General features: G+C 53.7%; 27 protein-coding genes. 6 read left to right on the top strand and 21 right to left on the bottom strand.

All coding sequences use genetic code 11. The annotated features are described in order from the left end of the window. Positions 1 to 174 precede the first annotated feature (174 nt). Positions 175 to 1,137, top strand: a complete 963-nt coding sequence (locus CPH17_RS14085) for an integrase domain-containing protein (protein WP_096299975.1) — start codon at positions 175 to 177, stop codon at positions 1,135 to 1,137. Between the two features lie 4 nt (positions 1,138 to 1,141). Further along, positions 1,142 to 1,498, top strand: a complete 357-nt coding sequence (locus tag CPH17_RS14080) for a hypothetical protein (RefSeq protein WP_157742962.1) — start codon at positions 1,142 to 1,144, stop codon at positions 1,496 to 1,498. Between the two features lie 49 nt (positions 1,499 to 1,547). Here CPH17_RS14080 and CPH17_RS14075 read toward each other — a convergent pair whose 3' ends face one another. From CPH17_RS14075 to CPH17_RS14055, 5 genes are all read right to left on the bottom strand, one after another. Continuing rightward, on the bottom strand, positions 1,548 to 1,772 hold the full coding sequence (locus tag CPH17_RS14075) for a hypothetical protein (RefSeq protein WP_096299971.1): 225 nt from the start codon (positions 1,770 to 1,772) through the stop codon (positions 1,548 to 1,550). Between the two features lie 124 nt (positions 1,773 to 1,896). Further along, on the bottom strand, positions 1,897 to 2,391 hold the full coding sequence (locus CPH17_RS14070) for an exonuclease domain-containing protein (RefSeq protein ID WP_096299969.1): 495 nt from the start codon (positions 2,389 to 2,391) through the stop codon (positions 1,897 to 1,899). Between the two features lie 101 nt (positions 2,392 to 2,492). Continuing rightward, on the bottom strand, positions 2,493 to 3,785 hold the full coding sequence (locus CPH17_RS14065) for a tyrosine-type recombinase/integrase (RefSeq protein WP_096299966.1): 1,293 nt from the start codon (positions 3,783 to 3,785) through the stop codon (positions 2,493 to 2,495). A gap of 252 nt (positions 3,786 to 4,037) precedes the next feature. Further along, complete coding sequence (locus CPH17_RS14060) at positions 4,038 to 4,481, bottom strand: lysozyme inhibitor LprI family protein (protein ID WP_231898035.1); 444 nt, start codon at positions 4,479 to 4,481, stop codon at positions 4,038 to 4,040. 118 nt (positions 4,482 to 4,599) lie between these two features. Further along, complete coding sequence (locus tag CPH17_RS14055; protein ID WP_074397720.1) at positions 4,600 to 5,298, bottom strand: metal-binding protein ZinT; 699 nt, start codon at positions 5,296 to 5,298, stop codon at positions 4,600 to 4,602. 289 nt (positions 5,299 to 5,587) lie between these two features. On the opposite strand from CPH17_RS14055, the gene CPH17_RS14050 reads away from it, so the two are divergent. Continuing rightward, positions 5,588 to 6,553, top strand: a complete 966-nt coding sequence (locus CPH17_RS14050; protein WP_096299964.1) for a calcium/sodium antiporter — start codon at positions 5,588 to 5,590, stop codon at positions 6,551 to 6,553. A 180-nt stretch (positions 6,554 to 6,733) separates the two neighbouring features. Continuing rightward, positions 6,734 to 8,209: a sodium:proton antiporter NhaD gene (nhaD, locus tag CPH17_RS14045; protein WP_074397722.1), complete on the top strand. Its 1,476-nt coding sequence runs from the start codon at positions 6,734 to 6,736 to the stop codon at positions 8,207 to 8,209. Positions 8,210 to 8,280: 71 nt separating this feature from the next. Here nhaD and CPH17_RS14040 read toward each other — a convergent pair whose 3' ends face one another. The 5 genes from CPH17_RS14040 to CPH17_RS14020 form a co-directional block, all read right to left on the bottom strand. Further along, positions 8,281 to 10,851 (bottom strand): EAL domain-containing protein, encoded by a 2,571-nt coding sequence (locus CPH17_RS14040; protein WP_231898034.1) that lies wholly within the window; start codon positions 10,849 to 10,851, stop codon positions 8,281 to 8,283. 23 nt (positions 10,852 to 10,874) lie between these two features. Further along, positions 10,875 to 11,546 carry a glutathione S-transferase gene (locus CPH17_RS14035; RefSeq protein ID WP_096299962.1) on the bottom strand — a complete coding sequence of 224 codons (672 nt, stop codon included), beginning with the start codon at positions 11,544 to 11,546 and terminating at the stop codon, positions 10,875 to 10,877. Between the two features lie 138 nt (positions 11,547 to 11,684). Further along, positions 11,685 to 12,260 (bottom strand): antibiotic biosynthesis monooxygenase, encoded by a 576-nt coding sequence (locus CPH17_RS14030; RefSeq protein ID WP_074397724.1) that lies wholly within the window; start codon positions 12,258 to 12,260, stop codon positions 11,685 to 11,687. A gap of 152 nt (positions 12,261 to 12,412) precedes the next feature. Further along, positions 12,413 to 12,796: a hypothetical protein gene (locus tag CPH17_RS14025; RefSeq protein ID WP_074397725.1), complete on the bottom strand. Its 384-nt coding sequence runs from the start codon at positions 12,794 to 12,796 to the stop codon at positions 12,413 to 12,415. A gap of 6 nt (positions 12,797 to 12,802) precedes the next feature. Then, on the bottom strand, positions 12,803 to 13,030 hold the full coding sequence (locus tag CPH17_RS14020; RefSeq protein ID WP_074397726.1) for a DUF2835 family protein: 228 nt from the start codon (positions 13,028 to 13,030) through the stop codon (positions 12,803 to 12,805). A gap of 110 nt (positions 13,031 to 13,140) precedes the next feature. On the opposite strand from CPH17_RS14020, the gene CPH17_RS14015 reads away from it, so the two are divergent. Further along, positions 13,141 to 13,776: a putative metalloprotease CJM1_0395 family protein gene (locus CPH17_RS14015; RefSeq protein ID WP_074397727.1), complete on the top strand. Its 636-nt coding sequence runs from the start codon at positions 13,141 to 13,143 to the stop codon at positions 13,774 to 13,776. Positions 13,777 to 13,813: 37 nt separating this feature from the next. Here CPH17_RS14015 and CPH17_RS14010 read toward each other — a convergent pair whose 3' ends face one another. The 7 genes from CPH17_RS14010 to CPH17_RS13980 all read right to left on the bottom strand — a co-directional run bounded on the left by CPH17_RS14010 (position 13,814) and on the right by CPH17_RS13980 (position 21,998). Then, positions 13,814 to 15,595 carry a putative bifunctional diguanylate cyclase/phosphodiesterase gene (locus CPH17_RS14010; RefSeq protein ID WP_441316753.1) on the bottom strand — a complete coding sequence of 594 codons (1,782 nt, stop codon included), beginning with the start codon at positions 15,593 to 15,595 and terminating at the stop codon, positions 13,814 to 13,816. Between the two features lie 433 nt (positions 15,596 to 16,028). Continuing rightward, positions 16,029 to 16,508: a C40 family peptidase gene (locus CPH17_RS14005; RefSeq protein ID WP_096299958.1), complete on the bottom strand. Its 480-nt coding sequence runs from the start codon at positions 16,506 to 16,508 to the stop codon at positions 16,029 to 16,031. Positions 16,509 to 16,575: 67 nt separating this feature from the next. Next, positions 16,576 to 17,391, bottom strand: coding sequence for a phosphonate ABC transporter, permease protein PhnE (gene phnE / locus CPH17_RS14000; protein ID WP_096299956.1), 816 nt, complete (start codon positions 17,389 to 17,391; stop codon positions 16,576 to 16,578). 16 nt (positions 17,392 to 17,407) lie between these two features. Continuing rightward, the gene (gene phnE, locus CPH17_RS13995; protein WP_096299954.1) at positions 17,408 to 18,244 is read right to left on the bottom strand and encodes a phosphonate ABC transporter, permease protein PhnE; all 837 of its coding nucleotides are present in this window, start codon (positions 18,242 to 18,244) and stop codon (positions 17,408 to 17,410) included. Next, complete coding sequence (gene phnC / locus CPH17_RS13990; protein WP_096299952.1) at positions 18,241 to 19,086, bottom strand: phosphonate ABC transporter ATP-binding protein; 846 nt, start codon at positions 19,084 to 19,086, stop codon at positions 18,241 to 18,243. The genes phnE (CPH17_RS13995) and phnC overlap by 4 nt, the downstream gene beginning before the upstream one ends. Before the next feature lie 77 nt (positions 19,087 to 19,163). Then, on the bottom strand, positions 19,164 to 20,129 hold the full coding sequence (gene phnD / locus CPH17_RS13985; RefSeq protein ID WP_096299950.1) for a phosphate/phosphite/phosphonate ABC transporter substrate-binding protein: 966 nt from the start codon (positions 20,127 to 20,129) through the stop codon (positions 19,164 to 19,166). A 111-nt stretch (positions 20,130 to 20,240) separates the two neighbouring features. Beyond that, positions 20,241 to 21,998: a bifunctional diguanylate cyclase/phosphodiesterase gene (locus CPH17_RS13980; RefSeq protein ID WP_096299948.1), complete on the bottom strand. Its 1,758-nt coding sequence runs from the start codon at positions 21,996 to 21,998 to the stop codon at positions 20,241 to 20,243. Positions 21,999 to 22,224: 226 nt separating this feature from the next. On the opposite strand from CPH17_RS13980, the gene CPH17_RS13975 reads away from it, so the two are divergent. After that, entirely contained in the window at positions 22,225 to 23,211 is a 987-nt protein-coding gene (locus CPH17_RS13975) for a DUF1853 family protein (protein WP_096299946.1), read from the top strand. On the opposite strand, the gene proB is transcribed toward CPH17_RS13975, so the two are convergent. The 4 genes from proB to rplU all read right to left on the bottom strand — a co-directional run bounded on the left by proB (position 23,208) and on the right by rplU (position 26,381). Beyond that, positions 23,208 to 24,347, bottom strand: a complete 1,140-nt coding sequence (gene proB / locus CPH17_RS13970; protein WP_096299944.1) for a glutamate 5-kinase — start codon at positions 24,345 to 24,347, stop codon at positions 23,208 to 23,210. The two genes, CPH17_RS13975 and proB, sit on opposite strands and share 4 nt — an antisense overlap. A 56-nt stretch (positions 24,348 to 24,403) precedes the next feature. After that, positions 24,404 to 25,591 carry an Obg family GTPase CgtA gene (cgtA, locus tag CPH17_RS13965; protein ID WP_074397737.1) on the bottom strand — a complete coding sequence of 396 codons (1,188 nt, stop codon included), beginning with the start codon at positions 25,589 to 25,591 and terminating at the stop codon, positions 24,404 to 24,406. A gap of 189 nt (positions 25,592 to 25,780) precedes the next feature. Beyond that, positions 25,781 to 26,038: a 50S ribosomal protein L27 gene (rpmA, locus tag CPH17_RS13960; protein ID WP_074397738.1), complete on the bottom strand. Its 258-nt coding sequence runs from the start codon at positions 26,036 to 26,038 to the stop codon at positions 25,781 to 25,783. 31 nt (positions 26,039 to 26,069) lie between these two features. After that, positions 26,070 to 26,381: a 50S ribosomal protein L21 gene (rplU, locus tag CPH17_RS13955; RefSeq protein ID WP_074397739.1), complete on the bottom strand. Its 312-nt coding sequence runs from the start codon at positions 26,379 to 26,381 to the stop codon at positions 26,070 to 26,072. Positions 26,382 to 26,476 lie beyond the last annotated feature (95 nt).

Here is a 26,476-nt window from a genome sequence, read left to right as displayed (position 1 = left end):
AGATTAGGTAGATGGGTTTATTGGATCGCTTACATACCAACAGGAGTAAACACTGACTGCGATGACGGGTAGATCGTCAAGCGTGGGGGGTGGATCTGCCCATCAGTCGCAGACCCAGCCACGTATAGCTGCATTTAACATTTAGGTTTAGAAGAAAACTTTGAGGACAGATAAATGGCATCAGGAAAGTGTCATAGCGGGTGGTGTGAACGAAAACGCAACTACGGTTACGGACGACGGTTGGGTTATGCCGCTCTGTCAGCACTACATGATCATTATGGAAGCACTGATCACTATCAAACTAAGCATAGTCATCATGCTCGGTTTGCGAATTTCGTGCGCTGGATAAAAGAACACTATGAAATAAAAGACGCTCGATTGATTGCAGCAGCACATATTCTGTCGTATGGAGAGCATTTGCTAGAGTCCGTTCAAGACGGAGCATACTCTGTTTCGTATGCCCAAAATCTGCTCTCGACTGTAAATACTGTTATGCGCTGTCTGCGACATGACCGAAAGTTGTATGTCTCACCTTCCAAACTAGTAGGCCGAAGAACCCATACTCGACAGAATACACCTCACGGAGAGCGTAATGAGGATGTAGAACAAGCAGCACACGCTCTGGAGCAAGCACAAAACCCAAGAGCGGCAGCTGTATTGCTACTTGCAAGAGCATTTGGAATGCGCGTGCGCGAAGCGTCATTAGCTAACCTAGATAGGCTTTTTCATGAAGCCCGAAATCAAGGAAAGTGCCGAATTTTAGAGGGCACGAAAGGCGGGCGACGGTGTGATGATCGTTGTATTCCTGTGGAACAAGATCAGTGGAACGCATTGGAATACGCGCGCGCCCACTCTCCTAAGGGAAGCAAAAATATGCTTAAGCAAGATGAAACTTATCTTGGTTTCGTATGCCGAGTTATCAACCCAGGACGACCCATCATTCAGTTGCATGGTCTGATCACTTATCGAGAAATGCGCGCAGCATTTGCCGTTGCGATTTATGAAGAGAATGCCAAACAGCTAGCTCCTGTTAAGCGAAAACCTCTTGATTTAATCGCACATCTAAAAGCACTTGATTTAGTCTCAAGGATGCTGGGGCATAACCGTCGGCATGTATCGCGAGCTTACGTGGGATAATTACATGGATCTAAAACCAATTTTTTCTCGCATCAAGTTTAATGGCATGAAGGCACCACACCCTACCCGGCATCTTAATCGTATTGAAAAACTCGCTGCTGCAATTCAAGAAAGGTTTCCAGAGATTAACAGGCCGGAAAAAATAAAACTCAAACATGCAAAGTGGCTAATCAGTCACTGGCTGGAAGAAAAGAACTATAAAACCACAACTCGAAATGATTACTTGAGCTCGTTAAAACTGTTGATAGAAGCACTTGGACGAAGTGACCACTGGATCGGCGAGTTGAAGCTCAAAGCAAAAGGTGCAGGTGGGAGGCCAAGAACTAGTCGAGTAGTAAAGAGTAAAAAATACTATCAATAAATTGGCACATTACCGTCTGAAATCGACCGGTAATGTGCCAAACTATTATTTAAAACCACATATGATAGCTTTCTGCTGGAAACTTGACTTCAGAACTATAGTAATTACAGAAATCTAGCTGTTTAACATGTTCAATAGCTTCTCGCTGTTCAAGCCAATTAGCTTCTTTCAACATATCGATTACATCAGCAAGCTCACCCAAAACATCGGCAACTTCTGAAACTACTGACAAATCACCGCCCTGAAGCGCATCGTAAAGCTCACGAATAGTCATACTTATGTATCCTTATGAATGAACCTCTCATTGAGGTAAGTACAACGTATCCCAAGATTAAAAAGCTGCAAGAGAGTAAACAGCCACCTTTTTGTTTACTTTTGTTACTATCAACTAAAATGGACTATTGATTAACCGCTTTTCTAAATGCTGCCGAATAGCGTTCTGCATCAGCAAGCGCACGATGCGGTACCGGGCTATCGTTTAAATACCTTTGCATAAGTAGGAACTCTTCTTTAGACATTTCACTATACAGATTAAAAACATCGACTAAAGTAAATGTCATTTCCATTTCAGCGGCCTCAAATAGTCTCTTTAACCAGAAGCCGTCAAAATCTAGCGCGTCACAGTAAACTATTTCGCCCCCAAGCGATGAGTTTAGACGCATTGCTGCCTCTTTCACAGATAAGCCATCTGATAGTAGCTCCTCTCGCGAAATACTATGTATCAGCTGTGCATTTGGATCCCAATAACTCCAATTTACTAATGGCTTAATTAGAAAACCATCCTGATTGCCCAACGTATCTGACCAACCAACCTCAATTGGATAGCTGTTTATCTGATCAAGACCTGATGCCTCAATGTCTACAAAAGTCCGCAATGCCACTCCTATATTCATTTTTTCTTATCCAAAATGCCCATCAAAAAAACCGGCTGCACCCTATTGACCACAGCAGTTGCTCTACCCCCTGTTCATAACAAACGGTATGCAACTATAAGTCACAATATCCTTTCAGGATTTTGAGTTCCAACTGCGCTTGCTCCAGTTGATCCTGCACAGAAATCCGCCCATGTCAGCATTAGTTCTGTACGTTGAGGCAATAATTCGTCGCGAGCATATGCCGCCCGAGTGGCGTCACTATTTACGTGAGCAAGCGCTAACTCACTCACCTCATCTGGAAAACTAGAGCTATTGCGCGCCCAATCCTTGAATGAACTTCTAAAACCATGCGGTACTACTGGTCGGCCATCAGTAGTATCAATGTAGTGTCCGTCACCATTCTTATTTTTGGTGGCATTCATACGACCTATTGTGGACAAAATACTTCTATCACTCATTACTCCGCCACGAACGCCCGGAAATATCAAAGCCTGATTCTCCATTCTGGGAAGAGACTCCAGCAGAAAAATAGCGGTGGGTGATAGTGGGACACGATGAGGCTTTTTTCCCTTCATACGATTTGCCGGTATAGTCCAAACTTTGGCACTGAGATCTATTTCTTTCCAATTGGCAAAGCGTATCTCGCCCGAACGTGCAGCGGTTAAAATAGCGAATTCCAACGCTTTGGCGCCCATGCCCTCTCGGGTGCGCAGGTCTTTCATGAACTCGGGGACCCGCTGCCAGGGCAGTGCCGGGAAGTGCTTTTTACCCTTACCCAACTTGCTAGGCTTAGCCAGTACAGCATCAAGATTTCCTTTCCAGCGTGCAGGATTATCACCTTGACGGTATCCCCGCACAGTTGCCCATGCCAGAGTTCCCTCTACGCGCTGCCGAACGCGGGTAGCTGTTTCAGTTTTCTTTTCCCAGATTGGTTCTAGCGCTTTCAAGATGTGGGGCAGTTCAATATCTCTTACTGGCACATCACCGAAATGAACAAAGGCATAGCGCTTAAGCGAGCCAATCCAGTCCTTACGATGCTTAGCGTTATCAAACTCTTTTTCCTTGGTGACGTGGTACCGTTCTGCCGCCTCGCGAAATGTCAGTTGCTTAACTTGGGCAGCAATATGAGCAGACCTTACAGCTTGACGCTCAGCTATTGGATCAATTCCTTGCGCCAGCTTTTCGCGTAACTCACGTGCCTTGATTCTCGCATCACCCAGAGAGGTGGTCGGAAAACCTCCTAGTCCAAAATCACGTCGGCGGTTGCCAACACGTGTGCGAAGTATCCATGAACGCCCTCCACTACTAGACACTTTAAGCAGCAAACCAGCGCATCCCCCCACGGCATATGTACCTGGCTCTTCAATACGTCTCACCTCAGCGGCGCTTAACTCTTTTGCTACTATTGGCACGAACTTTCCCTCCCATCCACCTTGCCATCCACTATACCATCCAAAATAATACCATTGGGTGATATTTCCTGATATAGAATAAGACGACGTAAAGTATAAAAAACAAGGAGTTCAATAGGTTAAAGCATCGGCATGATGTGCTTTGATACACCTAAACGGTGGACGCCGCCTCCACCACCTTATCAAGAAAATCAAGCACCTACGGGTGCTTTTTTTGTTATTGTAGCCCTTACATCAAATCAATCTGTACCATTAACGCGGGCAGCTCAGATTCCCCTCTTCACAATTTGCATGCTCGCGCAGCCTTGCCGTGCGCTGCTGTGTCAGCGTTGCAAGGCAGCCGTTACGTACCATGGGTTGTGCGCTGCCGCCTTCTACGCCGCCGCTCTCGAGCGCGCATTCAGCGTCTCGAAAGCTGATCCAGGCCCGTTGGGCATCGCGCAGCTTTTCAAGAGTCGCTGGATTTTTCTCCAGCTTGCTAACAAGGGCTTGATACGCTTCGTTAAGCTCATCATCGGCCGATTGATATGCCTGCGCGGAACATTCCGTTAGCGCTAGTTGTGTACTCTCGTTATCGCACCCCGCGTCTGCGGTCACCACGCTGCTTGAGACCAAAAGTCCGATGCTCAGCAAGCGTTTGCAAAAGCGCGTAGCAAGTGGGGCCATTGTGATCAGTAAAGGCAAATAGGGGGTCATGGATCGACTCTTCAACGCATTGGGTCTTACCCATATAAGCAAAGCGCTGGCATCTCTGCCAGCGCTTTGTCGTCGTTACTCGAGCACACTCATCAGCGTTTTCCGCTCAGGAGGCTGTTTAGTGGGCGATCATCTCATCGACGATTTCATCACCATCCAGCGCCGAGGGATAATACGTCGGCCAGTTAGTAACTTCTTCCAGTAGGGCTTCGCGGTCATCGCCCCAATAGAGGTGAAAATGTGACGCATCAGTGGGATAGATACTATGGTCACTAAACTGGATGTATTGAGGAAGCTCATCAGCGGCTTCTTCAAGCTCAAAGATATAGCGTACCCCACGGTTACCAGCTTCGTAGGTTAATATCTCATAGCCATCGAATTGATACTCCCCCGTACGTTGCTCGCCGTCTTCATAGAAGGTGACGTTTTGCCCTTCGATAACGATACGCTCCACATCCGTTTGATAACCCGTATCGTAATATGCTTTGTATTCCTCGGCGGTTTTGTCGCCCTCAGATGCTTTATGCTCAAAAACCTCGTCAAGCGTACCGTCTTCCAGGTAGGGGTATACCGACTGCCAATCACCTTCCCAGTCTGAGAGTGGACGATCCTTCACTTGTTCATCGTCAAAGTAGCCTGCGTAGATATCGCTATCATGGTCATGGCTATGGTCGTGGTCGTGGTCGTGGTCGTGGTCGTGGTCGTGGTCGTGGTCGTGGTCGTGGTCGTGAGCATGATCATCAGCATGCACACTTTGTATACCTGAAATCAGTAAAGCGCTTAACGCAAGCGCAGTGACTTTTTGACGATACGTCATTTTGATGTATTTCCTTTGGCAAATCACAAGATTAAGACTTTCAAAAAATAAGTTAAGTTATAACATAACTATTGTCAACTCTCCGCTATGCGATGGCGATAACTGCCTCACGACGCTTCCATTACCGTCTTCGACTTGGTAGCGCTTAGCGTACCGCAGAGCTTTTTCTGCTCAACACGATTATCGAATCGCCAGCACGCGAAACCATTAGGCAGAAGCCGCTACTCTCCGCTATGTTATCGCCTAAGCCAGCTCGTTTACGGGCCAACATTGAAAAGGAAAATTCAGCATGCTGTACGCCTTGAGCCTATTAGCAGGCATTGGCTTTTTAACACTGGGCGGCGAAGCGTTAATACGCGGTGCTGTCGCGGGCGCGCGGCGGGCGGGTGTCTCCCCCCTATTGACGGGATTAGTCGTGGTGGGCTTTGGCACGTCGGCCCCAGAACTGGTGGTCTCGATAGACGCAGCGATCAACCAGCAGCCGGATATTGCAGTGGGTAATATCGTGGGCAGCAATATCGGCAATATCCTATTGATTCTGGGGTTGTGCGCAATTATCTGCCCAATGACCGTTCAACCCCAGGCGCTGCGCCGTGATGGCGTCGTCATGGTGGCAGCCAGCTTGCTATTTATCGGCTTGGCGTGGGGGGGAGCCCTGGGACGACTGGATGCTGGCCTTTTTATAGCCGGTTTGGTCGGTTATCTCGTTTGGGCGTACCTTAGTGAACGCCAACAGACCATACCCGCTGCTGAAATGCACGCCTCGGAAGCCGATGAAATGACGAAGCTTCCCAAAACCGGCCTAACCATTATCGTCGCCCTCGTCCTCGGTCTTGGTTTACTGATTGGGGGCTCCCAGTTGTTACTTTATGGTGCCATTGGTTTAGCCCAAGCCATGGGCATTTCAGAAGCAGTGATTGGCCTAACTATCGTGGCTGTGGGCACATCGCTACCGGAAATGGCCGTTTCCATTATTGCCGCCCTGCGTCGACACGCCGATGTCGCCGTGGGAAATATTCTGGGCAGTAATATCTTCAATATTCTCGGCATCTTGGGTGTGTCGGCGTTTCTACAACCGCTGCCCATTGCTGCCCGGGTTGGTGCTTTTGACCAGTGGGTCATGCTCGGAGCAGCCGGCATCCTAATGCTTTTCCTGTATACCGGTATGCGGTTATCACGTGTTGAGGGCGCTTTTTTATTAGCAGGCTATATCGTTTACTTAGCCCTAAGTTTTAGCGTCATTAATGCAACCTAGGCCTGAAAATTTTCCAAGTTACTATTACCTAAACGATTAATTTGCTAAAAAATGAGCTGTAACGGTTAAGAACCGCTACATTCATTCGTTTTTATTACGTATTGCATCGCAATACGGACTGATAGACTGACGCGGCTTTTAAATCCTTCCTATAAACCTAACGAAAGGAAATGCATCGTCATGCCTTTTTTTCGACCTCCTTGCCAGCCTCGATTCGATCGTCGCTGGCTTTTTTTGTTGGCAGCGTTATTGCTGCTGTTTAGCCCCGGGGTATTCGCCGTAACGGGTGAACTCGATTTAACCCAATCGGCAGTGGGTTTTTTCGCACTTGCTATTTTTACCATGGCCTATGCGTTGGTCATGGCCGAAGAAAAAATCCACATGCGCAAGTCCAAACCGGTGCTGGTCGCGGCTGGTATCATCTGGAGCCTCATCGGCTGGGTGTATGTCCAAAACGGCATGTCGGAGGCCTCTGAACAAGCCTTCCGCATGACGCTTCTGGAGTTCACCGAGCTGATGCTGTTCCTGCTGGTGGCCATGACGTATATCAACGCCCTGGAAGAGCGCCGGGTATTTGATGCACTGCGTTCGTGGATGCTGCGCATGGGGTTTAATTACCGCGCGCTTTTCTGGTTAACCGGCGGTTTGGCGTTCATGCTGTCACCGATTGCCGATAACCTGACCACGGCACTACTGATGTGTGCGGTCGTCACCAAAGTCGCCGAGGGCGATAAGCGCTTCATCAATATGGCGTGTATTAACATCGTGGTGGCGGCCAATGCGGGCGGTGCCTTTAGCCCCTTCGGCGACATTACCACGCTGATGGTTTGGCAGGCGGGCATTGTGCCATTCCAAGACTTCTCTATTCTGTTTTTACCGTCGCTGGTGAATTTCTTAATCCCAGCGATCGTCATGAGCTTTTTCATCCCCAACAAAAAACCCGAAAGCCTGCAAGAAGATGTATGGATGAAACGCGGCGCAAGGCGCATCGTGGCGCTTTTTCTGCTGACGATTACCACCGCGGTGCTGTGCCATACGTTACTGCACCTCCCCCCGGTACTTGGCATGATGACCGGCCTGGGCTATCTGCAATTTTTTGGTTACTACCTTCGCCGCAGCCTGCCGCGTTCATTGGAGCGCAAGCGTGAACGCTACAGCCGCCGCGGCGACAACAAGAAGCTTGAACAGTTGGGTAGCGTGGTACCCTTCGATGTTTTTAACCGCGTGGCGCGCGCCGAGTGGGATACCTTGCTGTTCTTCTACGGCGTTGTGATGTGTGTAGGCGGGTTGGGCTTTATGGGCTATCTCGGCTTGCTCTCGGAAGCCCTGTATCTCGGCTGGAACCCAACGGCGGCCAATATTGTGCTCGGCGTGGTCTCCGCCGTCATCGATAATATTCCCGTCATGTTTGCCGTGCTCACCATGGAACCTGATATGTCGCAAGGTCACTGGCTGCTGATCACGCTAACCGCTGGGGTAGGCGGCAGTTTGTTGTCGATTGGCTCCGCCGCGGGCGTGGCGGTCATGGGGCAAGCGCGTGGCGCTTATACCTTTATTGGACACTTGAAGTGGTCGCCGGTGATTTTACTAGGCTACGTCGCCAGTATCTTGGTGCACATGTGGCTTAACGCCGAGAGCTTTGCCTTATTTGGCTAACGCCAACACGATGTATTAACAACACGTATTGATAGATAAGATGCCCTGCCATTCACGATGGCAGGGCTTTTTTATTCGAATAAATGATCAATGGGCTTAGGGCGGCCAAGAAAATAGCCTTGATAGCGATAGCAGCCGTGACCTTTTAACCAATCTAACTGAGCCTGGGTTTCCACGCCCTCGGCCACCACCTCCAGCCCTAAACTAACGGCCAGCAGAATAATCGTATCGACAATCGCGGCATCGGCTTTATCGGTTAATAACTCACGGACAAACGACTGGTCGATCTTGAGTTCATCAAGGGGTAACCGCTTTAGGTAGTTTAATGAGGAATACCCGGTGCCGAAATCATCCAACGCAAAGCGAATCCCCCGCTCACGCAACCTGAGCATGGTATGGCGCACGCGGGTCGGCTCGCGCATCAGCAGGCTTTCGGTGACTTCTAGCACCAGCTGGCTAGCCGGCGCCTGAGTTTGCTTGAGCAGAGTTTCCACACGGCGAATGAAGTCGGGCTGCTGAAACTGCACTGAACTGACGTTAACCGAGATAGTCAGCGGCGCGTAGGCGGTTTGCCGCGCCCACATGGCCAATTGCTGGCAGGCTTGTGTCAATACCCAGTTGCCAATCGGAATAATCAGCCCGCTCTCTTCTGCCAGCGGAATAAACTCAGCAGGCGAGACCCAACCGCGCTCCGGGTGGTACCAACGCAGCAGCCCCTCCACCCCAATGGTCACGCCTTTTTGATTCACTTGAATTTGATAATGCAGCTCTAGCTCACGTCGGGCTAAGGCATGGTGGAGGTCGGCTTCCAGGTTTGCACGCTCCAGTACGCTGGTTTGCATGCTAGGGTTGAAAAAACGCAGCTCATGCCCGCCAGCGGCCTTGGCCTGCTGAAGTGCCATATTTGCCTGCTGCAGCACCTGATCCAGTGGGCTCGAATCGCCATTAAATAGCGCCAGCCCCACGCTGGCACTAATCGGTAATGAACGGCTATTGCGTAACTGATGAATTGTCGTCATCAACTGTCGGGCGATGCGCTCAGCCTTGGCAGCGGCCTTTTCCTGATGCTCACCCAAGTGGTTGATAAGCACGACAAATTCATCACTGCTAAAACGTGCCAGGATAGCGTCATTATCCAGCGCTTGGCGAAGCTGTTCGGCCACGCTGATCAATAGCTGGTCGCCACTCGCATGACCTTGTAAATCGTTAACCAACCTAAAGTGGTCAAGATCCACCACTAATAGCGCACCGTATTGATTGCCCTGCGTATCTTCCTTGATGGTAGTCGCCAGGGATTCCATAAGTAGGCGACGGTTCGGCAGACCGGTCAACGCATCGTAGAATGCGAGATAGTGCGTTCGGGACTGCATTTCCAAATACTCGGTCAGCTCAGTCGAGATCCCGCAAAGCGAAGGAGGCTCGCCTGGTGTAAAGGCAAGCGGCATTTTGATCGATAAAAATGTTCTCACCCGATCGTCGTGCTTTAAAACATTACTCTCCTCAATGGTGACTTTTTCACCCGAGGCCAGCACGCGCCGATCTACCCGAGCGATTTCAGCGGCCGTAGCGGCGTCAAAAAAAGTCTCGTCACGCTCGCCTATCACGGCTTGTGCGGGGTGGCCAAATAGCTCACAAATGCGCTGATTGACGTACTGATACGTCAGATCGGGCGACTTGATATAGATATAAGCATCCACGCTATCCAAAATGGTCGACAGCATGGCCTCGTTGGTTGCCAAGCGCACCCGCTGCTTTGCAATACGTCGCCTCATCAGCAAGCTCACGCCTACCACCAGCGCCAGCGATCCCAAAAGCCCCGCTATCCCCCAGCGCAGCCAGCTAGGCGTAGCAGGCGGGGTGGGGCCCGCTGCCTGCCAAGCGCGTAGCGAGTCAAAGTAAATCGAATCACTTTTCGCTTTCCAGCGCATTAAGTACTCATCGATGCGGGTAAGTACTTCTTGAGGCAGCGACGGCGAGGCGGCGTAATAAAGCTCGACGGGCTGAAAGACCACGGGAGAACTCTTCAGGCCTGCCTTTTGCGCACGCCACTCGCCAAACTGGTGACTGGCCGCTGCCGCGTCGGCCTCTCCTCCTACAACCCGCGCAAAGCCTTCTTCAAAGCTATCGACGCGGACCCAATCAACCGGTATATCAAAGCGCTGGGTAATATCGACGAGATAGCGTTGCTGGATGGAGTCCTCAACCACTGCTACGCGTTTTTGCGCCAAGTCGACCATGGCGTCAATCGTGACGCCTTTACGCTGGTAAAGCTGGGACCAGCTATGCAATACCGGTTCGCTGTGAAACGTAAACCGCTCGGCACGCGCCTTGTTCCATGCCACATCAGGCAACAGGTCAATATCGCCGTGTTCAAGCAGATCCAGGCAGCGTTGCCACTCACACACAACCGGCTCGATTTGCCAGACCTCGCGCTCGGCAATGGCCCATAGTAAATCGCCAAAAATGCCGTCTAACCGCTGTTGGTCGGTGAGGAACAGTTTAGGGGGATTGTCATAAACGCCTACGCGCAGGGGTTCATCTGCCATTAGCGCAGGCGTTATCAACAAGCTACCGAGCACCAGGACACCACGGCAAACACGCCGCTGCCTAGCCTGGCGCAGGTTATGCTCGAGGTTGGTCATTACCAACGCCGCCATGATATCGGTTACGCACCGGGCATGGTCAGTTGGCCTGCGCGCTCCACGACGCGCTGCCAAGCAGGATCAGACTCAACTCGCTCAACGAAACGGGCAATCGAGGGGTAAGCCATCAATGAATGCGTCGCCGCTACCGCCTGGAGAGGGAAACTCATCTGTACATCTGCGCCGCTGGGCCAGGGGCCTGAAAAGTGTTCGTGGGACGCCAGGTAATCATCGATAAAACGCAGGTGCTGATTAATTTGCGGGTGCAAGAAGGTGCTGTTAACAGTTTGAGTAATGCCTTTGGCAATCGGTTTGACGAACCAAGGCGAGCGTTTAGGCAGTTGACCAAACACCAGTTGCATGACCAGCAGCGGCATCAAAGACCCCTCGGCGTAATGCAGCCAGTACCGATAATCTATCCAGTCATTGGTGTTATCGCTATCTGGCTGGCAGCGATCATGGCCATAACGCTGCAGTAAATACTCAATAATCGCGCCGGACTCAGCAATCGTCAGTTCCCCATCGGTGATCACCGGCGACTTACCTAACGGGTGTATCTTTTTGAGTGCCGCAGGGGCTTGCTGAGTGGCACCGTCACGTTGATAAACGATAATCTCGTATTCAAGCTCCAGGGTTTCGAGAAGCCATAAGATACGGTGCGAACGAGATTTTTCGAGATGATGGACGTGAATCATAGGCACTCCATGGGCAGTTGGGCACGCCAACATTGCGCTGACGCCAGTCTTCCGTTCACTGTGTGCCCGTTCAGCATAGCAGCGTTGGCGATAAACAAGAAAACGCCCCATTACCCCGCTACCAACGCTAACTTCACCCTAGGTGCGTCGTTCGACACTGCGCCCTATAAGAGCACCCAATGGTGACCGTTTACCCTGTAACCAAGGTGCCAATAGCCGCATCGAGAGGGGGATAAACACAAACACCATGACCGGTGTCAGCATCAAGGTGCTGACCAAGACACGAGGCAGCATTGGCCAGTGGGCCAAGGTGCTGCCGAATATCCACTGAAAAATCAGCGAAACAGGAAAAAACGCCAGCCATACCGCCACCGCTTGCTTCCAGCGGGGCGGTACGGGCGAATGCGTTTGGAACCAGGCATCTAGGCCAGTAGCGCGATGCTCATGCGGGGCATCAAACAAGCCCTTACCACGGGCAAGCCAAGCATGCCGAGAAGCTGAATGTTCCCAGGCAGCCAGCGTGTCAGCGCTGCTGAAGCGAAAGATAATTTGGTACTCATCGTCGTCGGCAGGAGGCGCCAACACGCCGGACCCCAAGTAACCGGGAAAGTCTGCGGCCAAATGACGGCCTTCGTTCAGCCAGCGGGTAAAATGTGGGTAGCGTTTTTCAGCAACGCGTCGCGCCACCATTAAGGTGACCGGTGAGGCAGACATGGTATATCTCCTGTTGGCTCAGCAGCCGTTGCCGGGTAGGCAGGCTGCCAACATCCCAGCGGGTAAGCCAGGAGGTAGCAGTGAAGCCACTATTATAACTCAAGTCTTGCCGGATCATCTTTTCATGGTGCAGAGCATTTAAACTGTAATGATCAACGGCCTGGCAGGGGATGACGCCGCTCGCCACGCTGATACGCGCGGACGTGTTGATAAATATCAACGGCGCTGCGGATTGCCTGCGCTTCAAAGGGGTCCGGTGTCACGATGGGGCCTTTTTCACGACCTTCAGTACGAACCAGTTCGGCCACTTCATCACGGTAGCGCTCCAATAAATGCTCAAGGTTCATCCGCACATGGTGGATTTCCAGGCCGAGGGCTTCTTGCTGCTCTTTACGTCGCAGCATATCCAAAGGGTTGGAGGCCTCCTCCCTCAAACTTTTCAAGGTATTGTTAACCAGCTTTTCAGCGATATTGAGGTTCGGAATTACCTCATAAACGACTTCATATAGCGACACGTCAGATTTAGAGTGGGACATATAGGCTCAACAAATACCAAGCGGATGAATACTGACAAATCGGCCTGCTTCAGAAAACTTTAATCGGTAGATACCATAAACGCCGTCGTGGGTCATCACATGGCGCAGCGCTTCTGCCGGAAACACCACCCGACGACCATCCAGGCTATGAGTATACACCTGGGCAATGCGCCCCTCGTAGTGCGCCAAGCATGTCTCATAAGAGAGATTAATCACCACATCAATCGTCTGCATCCCCTTCTATCCCCACCTCTTTGCGCCCCATCCATTGAGCGACAGCTTGCGCGACTGGCCCGCCTCGCTAATACTTAACGTCATTCCTTTGATCGCATGGGACACTTGCCATGACAATCGCCGTGATCGGTGCGGCTTCTCTCTCTGCATGGGCATCGCCCACGTTTAATGCAGGGGCTGCCCAGGTAACGACCTCATCGCCTAAAGCGGCCAACGACGACGTTGAGCAGGAAACGGCTGCTCAAGATGCGACCCGTGACGAATCTGCCGTCGGTCCGAAAAGTGCGGACGGCAGCCCCCTCGCCCCTGAGGAAATTGAGCAGCTAAACCAACTCAAACAAACCGACCGCGAGGTCAGGCAACATGAAATGGCCCACCAGACCGTCGGCGGGGCGTATGCCGGCGGGGCTAGCTACGATTACGAGGTAGGCCCCGATGGCCAGCGCTATGCCGTTGCCGGCGAAGTCTCGATTGATTACGGCCCGGTTCCCAACGACCCCGATGCCACGATCGAGAAAATGCAAACCGTGATCGCCGCTGCGTTGGCTCCCGCTGACCCTTCACCCAAAGACTATCAAGTCGCCGCCCAAGCGAGGCAGTATTTGCTTGAAGCGAAACTAGACGCCGCCATGCAGCGCAGCGAAATGGACCAGGCACGGGCAGGCGCAGAAGGAGGCATTCCATCTAGCGATGAAGGCACCGAGTCTACTTCGGCTCCCAACCCCAGCGCACCTCGTGCTGCCTGATCCACTAACAACGGATCCAGTGCTTATTGAACCAACGTTAGTGGGCTCTGCCTAGGGCAGTCCAATCCTCTCGCTCTGGCCATGCAGCCAGCCACAGCGGTAGTTCATCGGCGGGCATTGGCCGTGCAATACCGTAGCCTTGCGCTAACTCACAGCCCAGCGCAATCAGCGCTTTTGCATGCGCCAGCGTCTCGACCCCTTCAGCAAGCATCGGCCGCTGAAAACGGTTCGCCATATAAATCACGCTCTCTACAATCGCCATGTCATCAGCATCGCTTAGCATGTCGCGGACAAAGCTTTGGTCAATTTTAATCAAGTTCACCGGCAACTGGCGTAAATGTGTTAGCGAGGAAAACCCGGTGCCAAAATCGTCAATCGCAAAGCTGACCCCCAATGCCTGGCATTTCGCCATGGTATTTAACGCCGCTTGAATATCGTGCATTGCCGCGCTTTCCAGCACCTCAAGCTTGAGCATGGCCGGCGACACACTGGGGTAACGCGCCAATAACTCACCCAACCGCTCGCTGAAGTTACTCAATAGCAAGTGCGCAGGGCTAATATTGACGTTGACGGGCAGTGAGATATCTTCCGCTTGCCACTGCACTAGTTGGCGCATGGCGTGTTCCAACACCCATTCGCCAAGATCAACCTCAAGCGGTGTCGCTTCGATAGTCGGCAAGAACTGCCCCGGTGCCAGCAGCCCCTGCTCGGGGTGCTGCCAGCGAATAAGTGCTTCAACGCCCACTACCTGACCAGTCCGCATATCTACCTGGGGCTGGTAGTGAAGTCTCAGTTCATCGTTCGCCAACGCATCCACAAAGCGCTGGCGTTGCTCGTGGCGTACCTGCAGCAAGCGATCATGCTGGGGGTCGAAGACGTGAAAAGTGTCACGCCCGCGCTGCTTTGCCCGGTACATGGCTTGATTAGCATGACGCAGCAAACCATCACCCTGAGCAGGATCGTTAGGGTAAAACGTTACCCCTAAGCTGGCCGTCAAGTGAGCCGTGTGCCCCTCAATGAACAGCGGCCGTCTAATGGAAGCCAACAGTTTTTCAAAAAAAGCCTCATCCACACCGTGGTGGAGCAGCAGCACAAACTCATCACCGCCTACCCGGGCCAGTACATCGTCGCCAAACAGCAGGTGGCTAATCCGCTGTGCAAACGTCGATAGCAGCGTATCGCCCACACCCGAACCCAAGCGATCGTTGATCGATTTGAAGAAGTCGATATCCAGCGAACACACCGCCAGCGGCGTCTGCGTGCTATCAGCGTGCTGCATAGACTCTTGTATGAGCTGGGTCAGCAGCTGGAGATTGGGTAAGCCGGTCAGAGCATCAAAGTACACTTCCCGGTTAAGATGCCGCGCATGGGCAGGAATAGTCGATAAATCGGCCAACACAATGACATGATGGTCCACGTTACCCTGAGCGTCGCGCACCCGGTTAATCGACATCATACCGGGATAGAACTGACCGTCGTGGCTGCAGTAACTCACCTGGCTTTTACTACGGTCGCGGAGCTGCAGTTCCTCGCGCATCAGGCGGGTCGTGCGGCTATCGTCCAGCGGCAGGATACTGAATGCCTCGGGGGTCTTGCCCTTTACGGACGCTAGCGTAGAGCCGGTTAGCTCGCAAAAGGCAGGGTTAACATCGATTACACAGTTATCCGCGTCGGTAATGATAATCGCCTCGTTGGCATGCAAGAACGCCGCATGAGCGGGTAACCGTGCTGGCATAGTCGCGGGGTCGTTAGGCGTTAAAGACGATGCATGCGATTGAGGCAAAGACTGCGCCTTTATTGTCGTAAAAGACTGGCTCATACGTCCTTGCTCTCCTCGTTAATTAAGTAATGACAGGGGCAATCGCCGCATTACCACCCGCAGGCAGATACGATGCAATCTTGAAATCAATACTTCCCATTTAACGCGCTTGCATCCTAAAGTTTCGTCAATTAAATATTTTACGTCAGCATATTAGCCGCCATTAGCGGCACACTATAAAACAGTACGCTTGCTGGCGCCCTAATGCATTAGTAATAAATTAATCATCATTTAGAACAGGCAGGTATCGCCCAATCTCCAACGTCCCCACTGTGCCAACCATGGGAAAGCGTTAAATGGAAAATTATTTTGTATTCTATTATCGGCCAACTTAGCGGCAACTTTAGGGAGACGGGGGCATGTGGCGTAGCACTCGCACTGAGCGCCAAAAGCAGACAGCGTGGTTTTACACCAGCTCAATCATGGAAAGACATCAAGGCGCGGGGCTGGCAGCGCCCAAAAACCGCTGCTGCCAGTAGTCGATATCCAGAGGTACGCTGACCACTTCTCGACCGTTGCCGGGGGCATGGATCATTTGGCCGTTACCGCGGTAAATGCCCACGTGGGTGGCTTTCTGGCGTGAGCCAAAAAACAACACATCGCCGGGGCGAGGTGCATCGACGCTAGGCAATTGGCGAAACTGTTGGTCGGCGGTACGGGGCACATTAATGCCCGCGGCTTGATAGACCATCTCAACCAGCCCAGAGCAGTCAAGGCCGTCGCCCGTGTTACCGCCTAGCCGGTAGGGCGTGCCTAGCGCCTGTTGGGCATGGGACAGAATTAGCGCGCGCTCCATGGATAAACCCTGGGCATCGTCCAGGCGTTCGTTCAATGCGGTGTCGCGGCTGGCACAGCCTGCCAAGATCAGCAGGGTTAACAAACTTACGATGGGTAACCCGCGTATGAAGGGCATGGCATGCGTCTCTGATTGGCCGATTCGCCTTTAGCATGGCGCATACGCCGAGACGCTGCCAAGTGGATTATATGATTGCGTGACGAACCCGCGCAGAAACCCATTCCGAGACCAGCACAGTGGCGAAAATCATAATGAAAATGACACTCACCTGATCCCACGCAAGGCTGTTGATTGAAGAATTCAACTGCAGGCCGATCCCGCCAGCGCCCACCAAGCCAAGCACCGTCGATTCACGGATATTAATATCCCAGCGATACACGCTAATCCCCGCAAACGCTGGCATCACTTGCGGCAATACGCCGTAGCTCATCACTTGCATACGGCTGGCACCGGTGGCGCTGATGGCCTCTACTGGCGTTGGGTGAATCTCTTCAATCGCTTCGTAGAGCAGCTTACCCACAAAACCGATGGAGCGAAGCGCAATGGCGATAATCCCCGCCAGCACGCCCGGACCTAAAATCGTCACGAGCAGCATGGCCCAAATCAGCGAGTTGATAGAGCGCGATGACACAATCACCAGCAGCGCGACGCTGCGCACCAAGGGATGTGGCGTGGTGTTACGGGCCGCTAAAAACGCCACTGGAAACGCCATTACAATGCCGAGCAACGTGCCCAGGGTAGCGATATTTATGGTATCCCACATGGGCTTCCACAACACATTAGCGTAGCCCCACTCCGGCGGTACCATGCGGCTGATAAGGTCGCCACCCTGCCGGCCTGCATCGGCGACAAACACCCACATGGTATTGTCGGAAATCACCTTCCAGCAGACGAGAAAAAGGCTAAGGCCTGCTAGCCACGCCAGGTAGTGCAGCCACTGCGCCCGCGTCGTACGCCGCCGCCATACCGGCTGGCCCTGGGAAGTTGTTAAAACAGGCATATCAATTCTCCAGGGGTTACTGGGTCCAACGGCGGACATGGCTAGAGCTGTATTCGCATAGCAGCACAATGGCGATAACGATCAACAAAATCGCCGCGGCGGTATCGTACTCATAACGGCTGAGCGAGGTGTTTAACGTCGCGCCAATACCACCCGCCCCAACGATGCCGATCACCGACGACTCGCGGAAGTTAATATCCAGGCGGTACATGGACAGCCCAATCAAACGCGGCATAACTTGCGGCTGAACGGCGTGATTCATGGTTTGCCACCAGCTGGCACCGGTCGCCCGAACGGCTTCCACCTGCCGCCAATCCAAATCCTCAATATCTTCCGCCAACAGCTTGGCCATGAAGCCAATCGTGGCAAACGCCAGGGTGATCATCCCCGCCAGCGGCCCGAAGCCGAACATCACCACAAACAGGATCGCGATGATGACCTCTTGAAAGGTACGCGACACGGCAATAATCGAACGGCACATAAAGTAAATCGGTAGCGGTGCAATATTGCGCGCCGCACCAAGCCCCACCGGAACCGCCAATAGAATTCCCAGTACGGTGGACGTGAATGTCATGGTCAGGCTTTCCATCAACCCTGCGACGATATCGTCCCAGCGACTGATAAAATCAGGCTGCACAAAAGCGCCCAAAAAATTGACAGCTCTCCCCGCCCCTTCGGCAACGCGTGACCAATCCACCTCTACCGAGGCCAGCGCCAAAACAAGGTATACCACCGTCCCAAAGGCAATGCCCCAACGCATGCGAGGACTATCAATCAGTGGCAGACGCCGCCATTGGCCAGCTCGGGCCGCTTGCTGACGCACCTGGGCGAACCCTTCAGCCTGCTCGTTCATAGTGCATTCCCCACCGCAAGAGACGGCATGGCGCGTTCGTGAGCCGGGTTGAGCGGCGGCGCGCCAGTAGCTTCGTCATCCATGGGTTCAGACGTGGTGTCCCAGTCCTCTTCACCGTAAATGGTCGTGAGAATATCGCTGGTCAGTTCACCAGGGTGTCCATCAAATACAATTTCGCCCGCCCGCAGGCCGACGATGCGATCGGCAAACTGCTTAGCCAGCGCGACGTCATGAATGTTAATGATGGCGGCAAGCTCACGCTCGGCACACAATTCACGAATCAATCGCATTATTTGGCGGGAGGTTTTCGGGTCGAGGCTAGCGGTGGGTTCATCCACCAATAACAGCTTAGGACTTTGCAATAGCGCCCGGGCAATGCCCACCCGCTGGCGCTGCCCACCCGACAGCGCATCAGCGCGCTTATCAATCGCCTGGGGCAGGCCAACTCGCTCCAACAAACGAAAGGCTTCAACGACCGCTTCCTGGGGGTAACGACGCAAAAAACTACGCCAAAAACCAACATAACCAAGCTGACCGGACAGCACGTTTTCCATTACGGTGAGGCGGTCAACCAAAGCATACTCTTGGAAAATCATGCCCATGGAACGCCGCGCCTGACGTAGCTTATGGCCCGATAGCTGGGTGAGTTCGGTATCTTCCAGCCGAATGCTGCCCTGAGTCGGCTCAACTAACCGATTCACACAGCGAATTAGCGTGCTTTTACCGGCTCCGGACGGCCCAATCAGCGCCATGACCTGGCCCTTGGGCAGCGTTAAGTCAATATCTGTTAGCGCCCGGTCCCCAGTGGGGTAGCGCTTGGCTACGCCGCTTAGTGTCAACATTGTGCTACCTCATGTGCATAACATAACGGCCAGAAGGTGAGCCCTCCTGGCCGAATCACTATGTTTTTACCGACTGATTAGTCGCAGTCGTAGGTCACTTCGTTGGCGTCGGCGATGGTGCGAATCACTTCCCAGTTTTCCTCATAGGTGATTGGGATAAACTGCGCTTCACCGGAGTTGGAGAACTCTTCCTCTAACGCTGTGCCTTCCCAGTCGTAGCTAAAGAACGCGTCCTGAATGTCTTCCGCGAGCTCCGGATCCAGATTGTGGGCCGTACCGTAGGCGGTGGTCGGGAAGGTATCGGAGGTATAGATCACTTCGTAATCGCCCTCTGACACGACATCACGCGCCAGCATGCGGCGTGCCACTGAGTTGGCGATGGCAGCGGCTTCATAGTCTTCGTTGACCACGCCTAAAACGGAGTTATCGTGAGAGCCGGAGAACGCTGTTTCAAAGTCTTCGTCCGCTTCCATGCCGTACTCAGAGCGCAGCAGGGCGGAAGGTGCGCGGAAGCCAGAGTTAGAAGTCTCTGAGGTAAACGCCAACTGGCGGCCCTGCAGGTCTTCAACTGACTTAATGCCGCTGCCTGGGTAGGTGATAATCTCCATTTCGTAGCCAAAGCTGCCGTCCTCGGCGGCCATCATGGCAAACGGACGGAAACCACCGCAGTTAACCGCCACTGGAACACCGCCGGTGTTAAAACCGGCAACGTGCAAACGGCCCGCGCGCAAGGCTTCCTGTTGAGCAGAGTTGGATTGCACCGGGAAGAACTGAACGTCTTTGCCCGTTGCTTCGCTCAGGTGATCAAGGAAATCAGACCATACATCCGCATAAACAGCCGGGTCTTCAACCGGCGTGTAGGCAAATACCAGCGTATCGGGATCAACTTGGTCCGCTTCATTACTCGGTGTATCGGCAATCAAATCGCCGTCTGAATCACTATAGCGACTGGAAAGGTCGGCCTGCGCCGCGATTGCTGTAAAAGTAAAGGCACTGGCGACAGCGGCGCTGAGAAGCGTACGAGGGAGCGATAATGTCTGCATGGGTCACCTAAAGCGTTGTTAGAAGATAGCGCTAATCCTGACAACGTCAGATGACAACCACGGGGCTGTTAGATGACCTATTGGTGACGTTTTGACGTACTTAAAATGACACTATTTTTTGACGCCAGCGACGTTGTTGCCGCGACGCTCGACAAACAGGCTGTTACCCGGCATTTTTTTAGCTTGATGCTTCAGCTCAGAAAGTTCCGCGGCGATATCCAGCGCCTTGTAGCTCGCACCATCGGGAATAGGTTTCACCGCAATCGACACGCTAACGAAAGGAAAAAAGGCTACTTTATTCTGTCGGTTCTCAATTTGGATCCCTCCCTTTTCACGATCAGTTTCTTCATAGAAGCCTGGCGCTATTAGCTCGAACGAATACAGGATTTGATCACAGACGTTTTCCCAATGAGCTAGCGGCAGTAACATCATGAAGTCATCACCACCTACATGGCCAATGAAGCCGCCTACGCTCTCTACTTGGGCCTGCAGCAACCGTGATAACGAAATAATCACATGGTCGCCCCTGGCATAGCCGTAAGCATCGTTAAAGGCTTTAAAGTTATCTAAATCAACGTAGGCGGCGGCAAAGCCCTGCTCTGCGATTAGGTAGGCAGCAAGCGTTTCATTGATCACAATATTGCCCGGCAAGCCGGTCAGGGGATTGGCATGGCGCGCTTGTCGCACCTGAATCGCGGTAATCTCGCGCAATAGGTCAACGATATTACCCATGCCCAGATAGTGACCGTCCCTGCATACGATGACAAAATCTTCCTGCTCAATATCGTGACTGTCTGTCAATTGCTGACTCAAATTCTCCAGCAGCATATCAGCCTCGGCCACCAGCATGCGTGAGTCTGCAACATCCAATACCGCACGTTTGGCATATAGGGCATGGCTGTACGGATTGGTAAAAAGGGTTAAAAATGCGTTACGGCGCACTACCGCAACGGGTTTACCATTATCGACTACCGCAATACAGCGCAAGCCAGGGTATTGGCGAAACCGCTCGGCGACCAGTGGCACTGCGCAATCAGGTTTCACTGCTTCGGTAATGCGGTAAATAGAGCGCGCGGTGCGGCCAGCTGGGCTTTTTAATTGGGTGGCCGCGGGTAGCAACATGTTGAGCTGCAAAGGCGGATGCTGGCTCGGGCGGGCAAAATAGAAACCTTGTAGCAGAGCAAGACCGCGATCAAGCTCCCATAAGCAAAGGTGTTCTGCAGCGGTTTCAACACCTTCAGCGATCAATTGGCAATCCAGACTGCGTGCGACGTCCAGAATAGAGCGTAAAAATTCGCGCTTGGCTGGCTCCTGATCAATTCCCGAGATGAAGTGGCGGTCCAGTTTGACGAAATCCGGACGCAGTTCTGACCAGTGGCGCAAACTGGAGTGCCCCGCACCAAGGTCGTCAAGCGCCACCTGAAAGCCCATATCGCGGTAGTGAGCCACGGCTTGGCGCATCAGGTCGTAGTCATGAATCGGCACGTGCTCAGTGAGCTCAATCACCACCCGCTCGGCAGGTAAACCGCTTTCGCGAATAAACCCCAGTGTCAGGCCTTCTTTAAAATCACGCTCGACAATGGTGAGTGGCATCACGTTGAGAAATAAAAGGCCGGGCAGTTCAAGCTTCGCGAAGCGTCGAATCGCCAAACGTCGACAGAGTAAATCCAACTCGACCAACTGCCCTGTCTGGGTCGCCACCTCGAACAAACGCAGCGGTGAATACAAAGGTGAGGTGTTAGGCCCACGAATTAGCGCTTCGTAGCCGTAAATCGCCTGCTGGCTAGCATCAACAATCGGCTGGAACAATACATGCAGGTCTTCTGTGCTGATAATGCGGTCTAGCCATTGAGCTTCTTGTACGGTCATTGCCTATTGGTCACTTTAATCAGCGGTCGGATATCCCCAGTGTTATCCCTTTCCCGAGGCTACAATCGTGAGTCAATAAAGTGACAACATGATGACGTGCTTAAATAGCCGCTGAGAAAAGCATGCTCCTGGCGCGCATTTCAGCGCGACCGCTACACGTTAGCGTCACAACAAGCTACCGTATTTCACAAATGACGCGCGCCGCCCCTTTCCATCAGGAGTTGTCATGCAAGCCATCAAACCGCAGCAGTTGGAAGGCGTGACCTCGTCACGGCAGGGGGCGATATTACGCGACCTGGCCTGGCTAGTGGTTACCCCTGATGTGGTCGAACTAGCGCCGCCTTTTCCACATGCGGGCCGCCCTAGCCTGGCTGAGCTAGGCCTAAGCGACTCGCTGGAGACTTGGCTAGATGGCTTGGCAATACCTGATCTGGCGCGAAATGGCCGCCGGACTAGCCGCATGGGGCACTATCACGAGCAGTTATGGCACTGGTTGCTGGATCGTGCGCCCAACACGCGCTTGCTCGCCCGTAACGTGAGCATTACCCGCCAACGGATCACCTTGGGCGAGCTGGATATGCTCTACCGCAGGTGCAATCACCCGGCACCGGTACATTTGGAAGTGGCGATCAAGTTTTATCTGGGATTGCCCGAAGGGCCGGGAGAGGAAACCAGCCAGAGCCGTTGGATCGGCCCAGGCGGGCTAGACAGCCTGGCGCTCAAATGCGGTCATTTACAGCGCCATCAGTTGCCGCTGTCGACGACGCTGGCTGGGCTGGGCACGCTCAATCACTGGTTAGCGCCGCGTGATATTGGGTCTTCCGCCAGCCTTCTGGCGTCACAGTTAACCCAGCGGCTGGCCATGCCGGGCGTGCTGTTTTATCCATGGAACGCCTCAATGCCGCCGCCAGAGGGAGCCACCGCTACGCACCGGCGTGGACGCTGGTGCCATGTTGGCGATTGGCCAGCCTTTGTCGCGACGCTGCCGGTGAGCTTTCTTGTGGCTTGGCTAGAAAAGCCACATTGGTTGGCGCCGCCAGCGTTTGATGCCTTCACACCAGCCTCTGTTTCATTGAGGCCATTATTAGCGATGGCCGAGTATCGGCCGCAGCAAATAATGCTGTATATGCCGCTGGAGCAACGTACCGAGCGGCTGTTTATCGTGCCCGATAATTGGCCGCGCCAGATACCTTTACCGCCGACGGGGCGTTAAACCACCACTAGATTATCGCGGTGAATCAGCTCGTGGGCTTCTACATAGCCGAGGATGGCTTCGATTTGATGGCTCGGTTGCCCCGCTAACTGACGGGCTTCCTCGGAACCATAGTTGACCAATCCTTTCGCCACGGTTATCCCCTGCTCGTCGACACACGCCACCATATCGCCACGCTTAAAGCTTCCCTGAACGGTTCGCACGCCAACGGCCAGCAGGCTCGATCCCTTGTCGCGCAGGACTTTCACCGCCCCTGGGTCGAGCATCAATGTGCCGCGCACCTGGAGCTGCCCCGCCAGCCAGCGCTTACGAGCGGCGATGGGAGCCTGCTCTGGGCGTAACAACGTTCCTAACGCCTCGCCGGCCATCACCCGCGTAATGACATCTGGTTGACGGCCACTGGCGATCACCGTTACCGCACCGGAACGGGCAGCCAGTTGAGCGGCGCGTACCTTGGTGGTCATGCCGCCCCGGCCGAGCGAGCCGCCGCTCCCGGCCACAGCGGCCAACCGCGGGTCATCGGCCCGGGCCTCACCAATCAGCTGCGCGTTTGGGTGGTGGCGAGGGTCGGCATCGAACAAGCCTTCCTGGTCGGTCAGCAACAGTAGCGCGTCAGCTTCAAGCAAATTGGCGACCAGCGCGCCCAGCGTGTCGTTATCGCCAAAGCGAATCTCATCGGTGACCACGGTGTCGTTTTCATTGATCACCGGCACCACCCGCATTTCGACCAGGGTGCGCAGGGCGGAAAGCGCATTCAGGTAGCGTTTGCGGTTGGAGAGGTCATCGTGGGTCAGCAAAATCTGCGCGGTGAGCATGTCGTGGCGCGCAAAGTGCTGCTCGTAGCACTGGGTCAAGCCGTTTTGGCCCACGGCGGCGGCGGCTTGAAGCTCGTGCACGGCACTGGGGCGTGCCTGCCAGCCAAGACGCACCATCCCCGCCGCGACGGCGCCTGATGACACCAGCACCACTTCAATGCCACGCTGGTGCAACGCGGCAACTTGATCGACCCAGCGGCCGATGGCCACTTCGTCCAGGCCACGGCCGTCGTTGGTCAGCAATGCGCTACCCAATTTAACTACGACGCGCCGAGCCCTGCTCAACGCCGCTCTGTCCAGCTCCGACTCGTTGCTTGCCACGCCGTCTTTCTCCCCTGAACGTTATCCACCCTGGACATGCCGCCAACTGCTAGCCCTTAAGGGGCATACTCGACGTCAACGTCATAATCATCATCGTCGAAGTCGTCGTCATCCTCATCATCGCGCTTGCGGCGACGGCCCAGACGCGCTTCGGTGCGGGCGACCGACTCTTCCTCCATGCGCCGGCGCATTTCCTGCTCGCGGGCATGGGCTTCTTCGTCTTCGTGCTCCAGGCGTTGCTGCTCGGTGAGCCAACGATAGGCCGCCTGCACCAGCTTGTCGGTACCGTCGCTGCTGATCGCCGAAATACGGAACACCGGGCCTTCCCAGTTAAGCGCTTGAATAATCGCTTGAGCGCGTTCTTCACGCTCTTCTTCATGCAGAAGATCAAACTTGTTCAATACCAGCCAACGGGGGCGCTCGGAAAGCGCCGGTGAAAACTGACCTAGCTCGTGAACAATCGCCTTCGCCGCCTCCACCGGGTCCGACTCGTCGAATGGCGCCACATCAACCACATGAAATAGCAGCCGCGTACGGGTCAGGTGCTTCAAAAAACGCAGCCCTAAGCCCGCGCCGTCGGAGGCGCCTTCAATGAGCCCCGGCACGTCGGCCATCACAAAGTGCTCGTGCATGCCGAGCTTGACCACGCCCAGGTTGGGCACCAGCGTGGTGAAGGGATAGTTGGCCACTTTGGGCTTGGCCGCCGATACCGAGCGAATCAGCGTCGACTTGCCCGCGTTGGGCATGCCCAGCAACCCGACGTCTGCCATGACTTTCATTTCAAAGCGCAGGTTGCGACGATCGCCTTCGGTGCCCGGCGTGGTACGCCGCGGCGCGCGGTTGGTGGACGACTTGAAATGAATATTACCCAGCCCGCGGCGGCCACCTTCGGCCACCAGCACAACCTGACCGATGTCCGTTACATCGGCAATCACTTCAAGGGTATCCTCGTCGATCACCGTGGTACCTACCGGCACTTTCACATGCAGGTCTTCCCCGGCTTTGCCACTCATTTGGCGACCCATGCCGCCCTGCCCGTTTTCGGCTTTATAGAAACGCTGGTACTTGAAGTCGATGAGCGTATTCAGCGCATCGTCACCAATCAGGTAAACGCTGCCGCCGTGGCCGCCGTCGCCACCATCAGGGCCGCCTTTGGGCACGTATTTTTCGCGGCGAAAGCTGAGACAGCCATTGCCGCCTTTTCCCGCCTCAACAATGATCGAGGCTTCATCGACGAACTGCATTGTTTCTCCCGGCCGCTTCCGCCGCCCTAATATGCACTACTTTTTCCAATCCTTTATTCCCACCAGCATACTGGCAAAGAATAGTAAAAATGCGTATTGGAAAAGAGGTTTAACCGACAAAAAAGCCCCGCCATGGCGGGGCTTTTTCTCGCAACTTTGTCTCGCAGTTACGAGCGCAACGCTAATCGTTTAGGCAGAAACGATACTAACAAACTTGCGGTTTTTCGGACCTTTGGTCTCAAACTTCACAAAGCCTTCGTTCAGCGCGAAGAGCGTGTGATCACGACCCAGGCCTACGCCAGTACCAGCGTGAAAACGCGTGCCGCGCTGACGAACGATGATGCTACCTGCGCTCGCTGCCTGACCGCCAAAGAGTTTCACACCTAAGCGTTTGGACTCGGAATCGCGACCGTTACGCGTGGAGCCGGCTGCCTTTTTATGTGCCATTGCAAAATCCTCCTTAAGGGGAATTGGCCGCTTACGCGGAAATTCCAGTAATTTTGACTTCAGTAAACCACTGGCGGTGGCCCTGGCGCTTCATGCTGTGCTTACGGCGACGGAATTTAATGATCGTCACTTTATCACCACGGCCATGGGAAACCACTTCGGCAGACACTTTCGCACCGCCAATTAGCGGTGCGCCAACGTTTACGTCGTCACCGTCGGCCACCAGCAGCACTTCGTCAAACTCAATCGTTTCGCCGGTAGCGACTTCGATCTTCTCAAGCTTGAGGGTCTGGCCTTCCTGAACGCGGTACTGCTTGCCACCGCTTTTAATAACTGCGTACATGTCTCTCTCCAGACGTCAATATTGCCGTTTTGATTAACTGTAAACGGCCGCTCATCGCTTTACGCTCTTTCGAGTCGTGCTCTTGTCGACCTGCG

Source organism: Halomonas sp. hl-4, from assembly GCF_900215475.1.
Lineage (GTDB): Bacteria > Pseudomonadota > Gammaproteobacteria > Pseudomonadales > Halomonadaceae > Vreelandella.
Note: the sequence above shows the minus strand (reverse complement) of the source record. Positions and strands in the feature narration are given on the sequence as shown.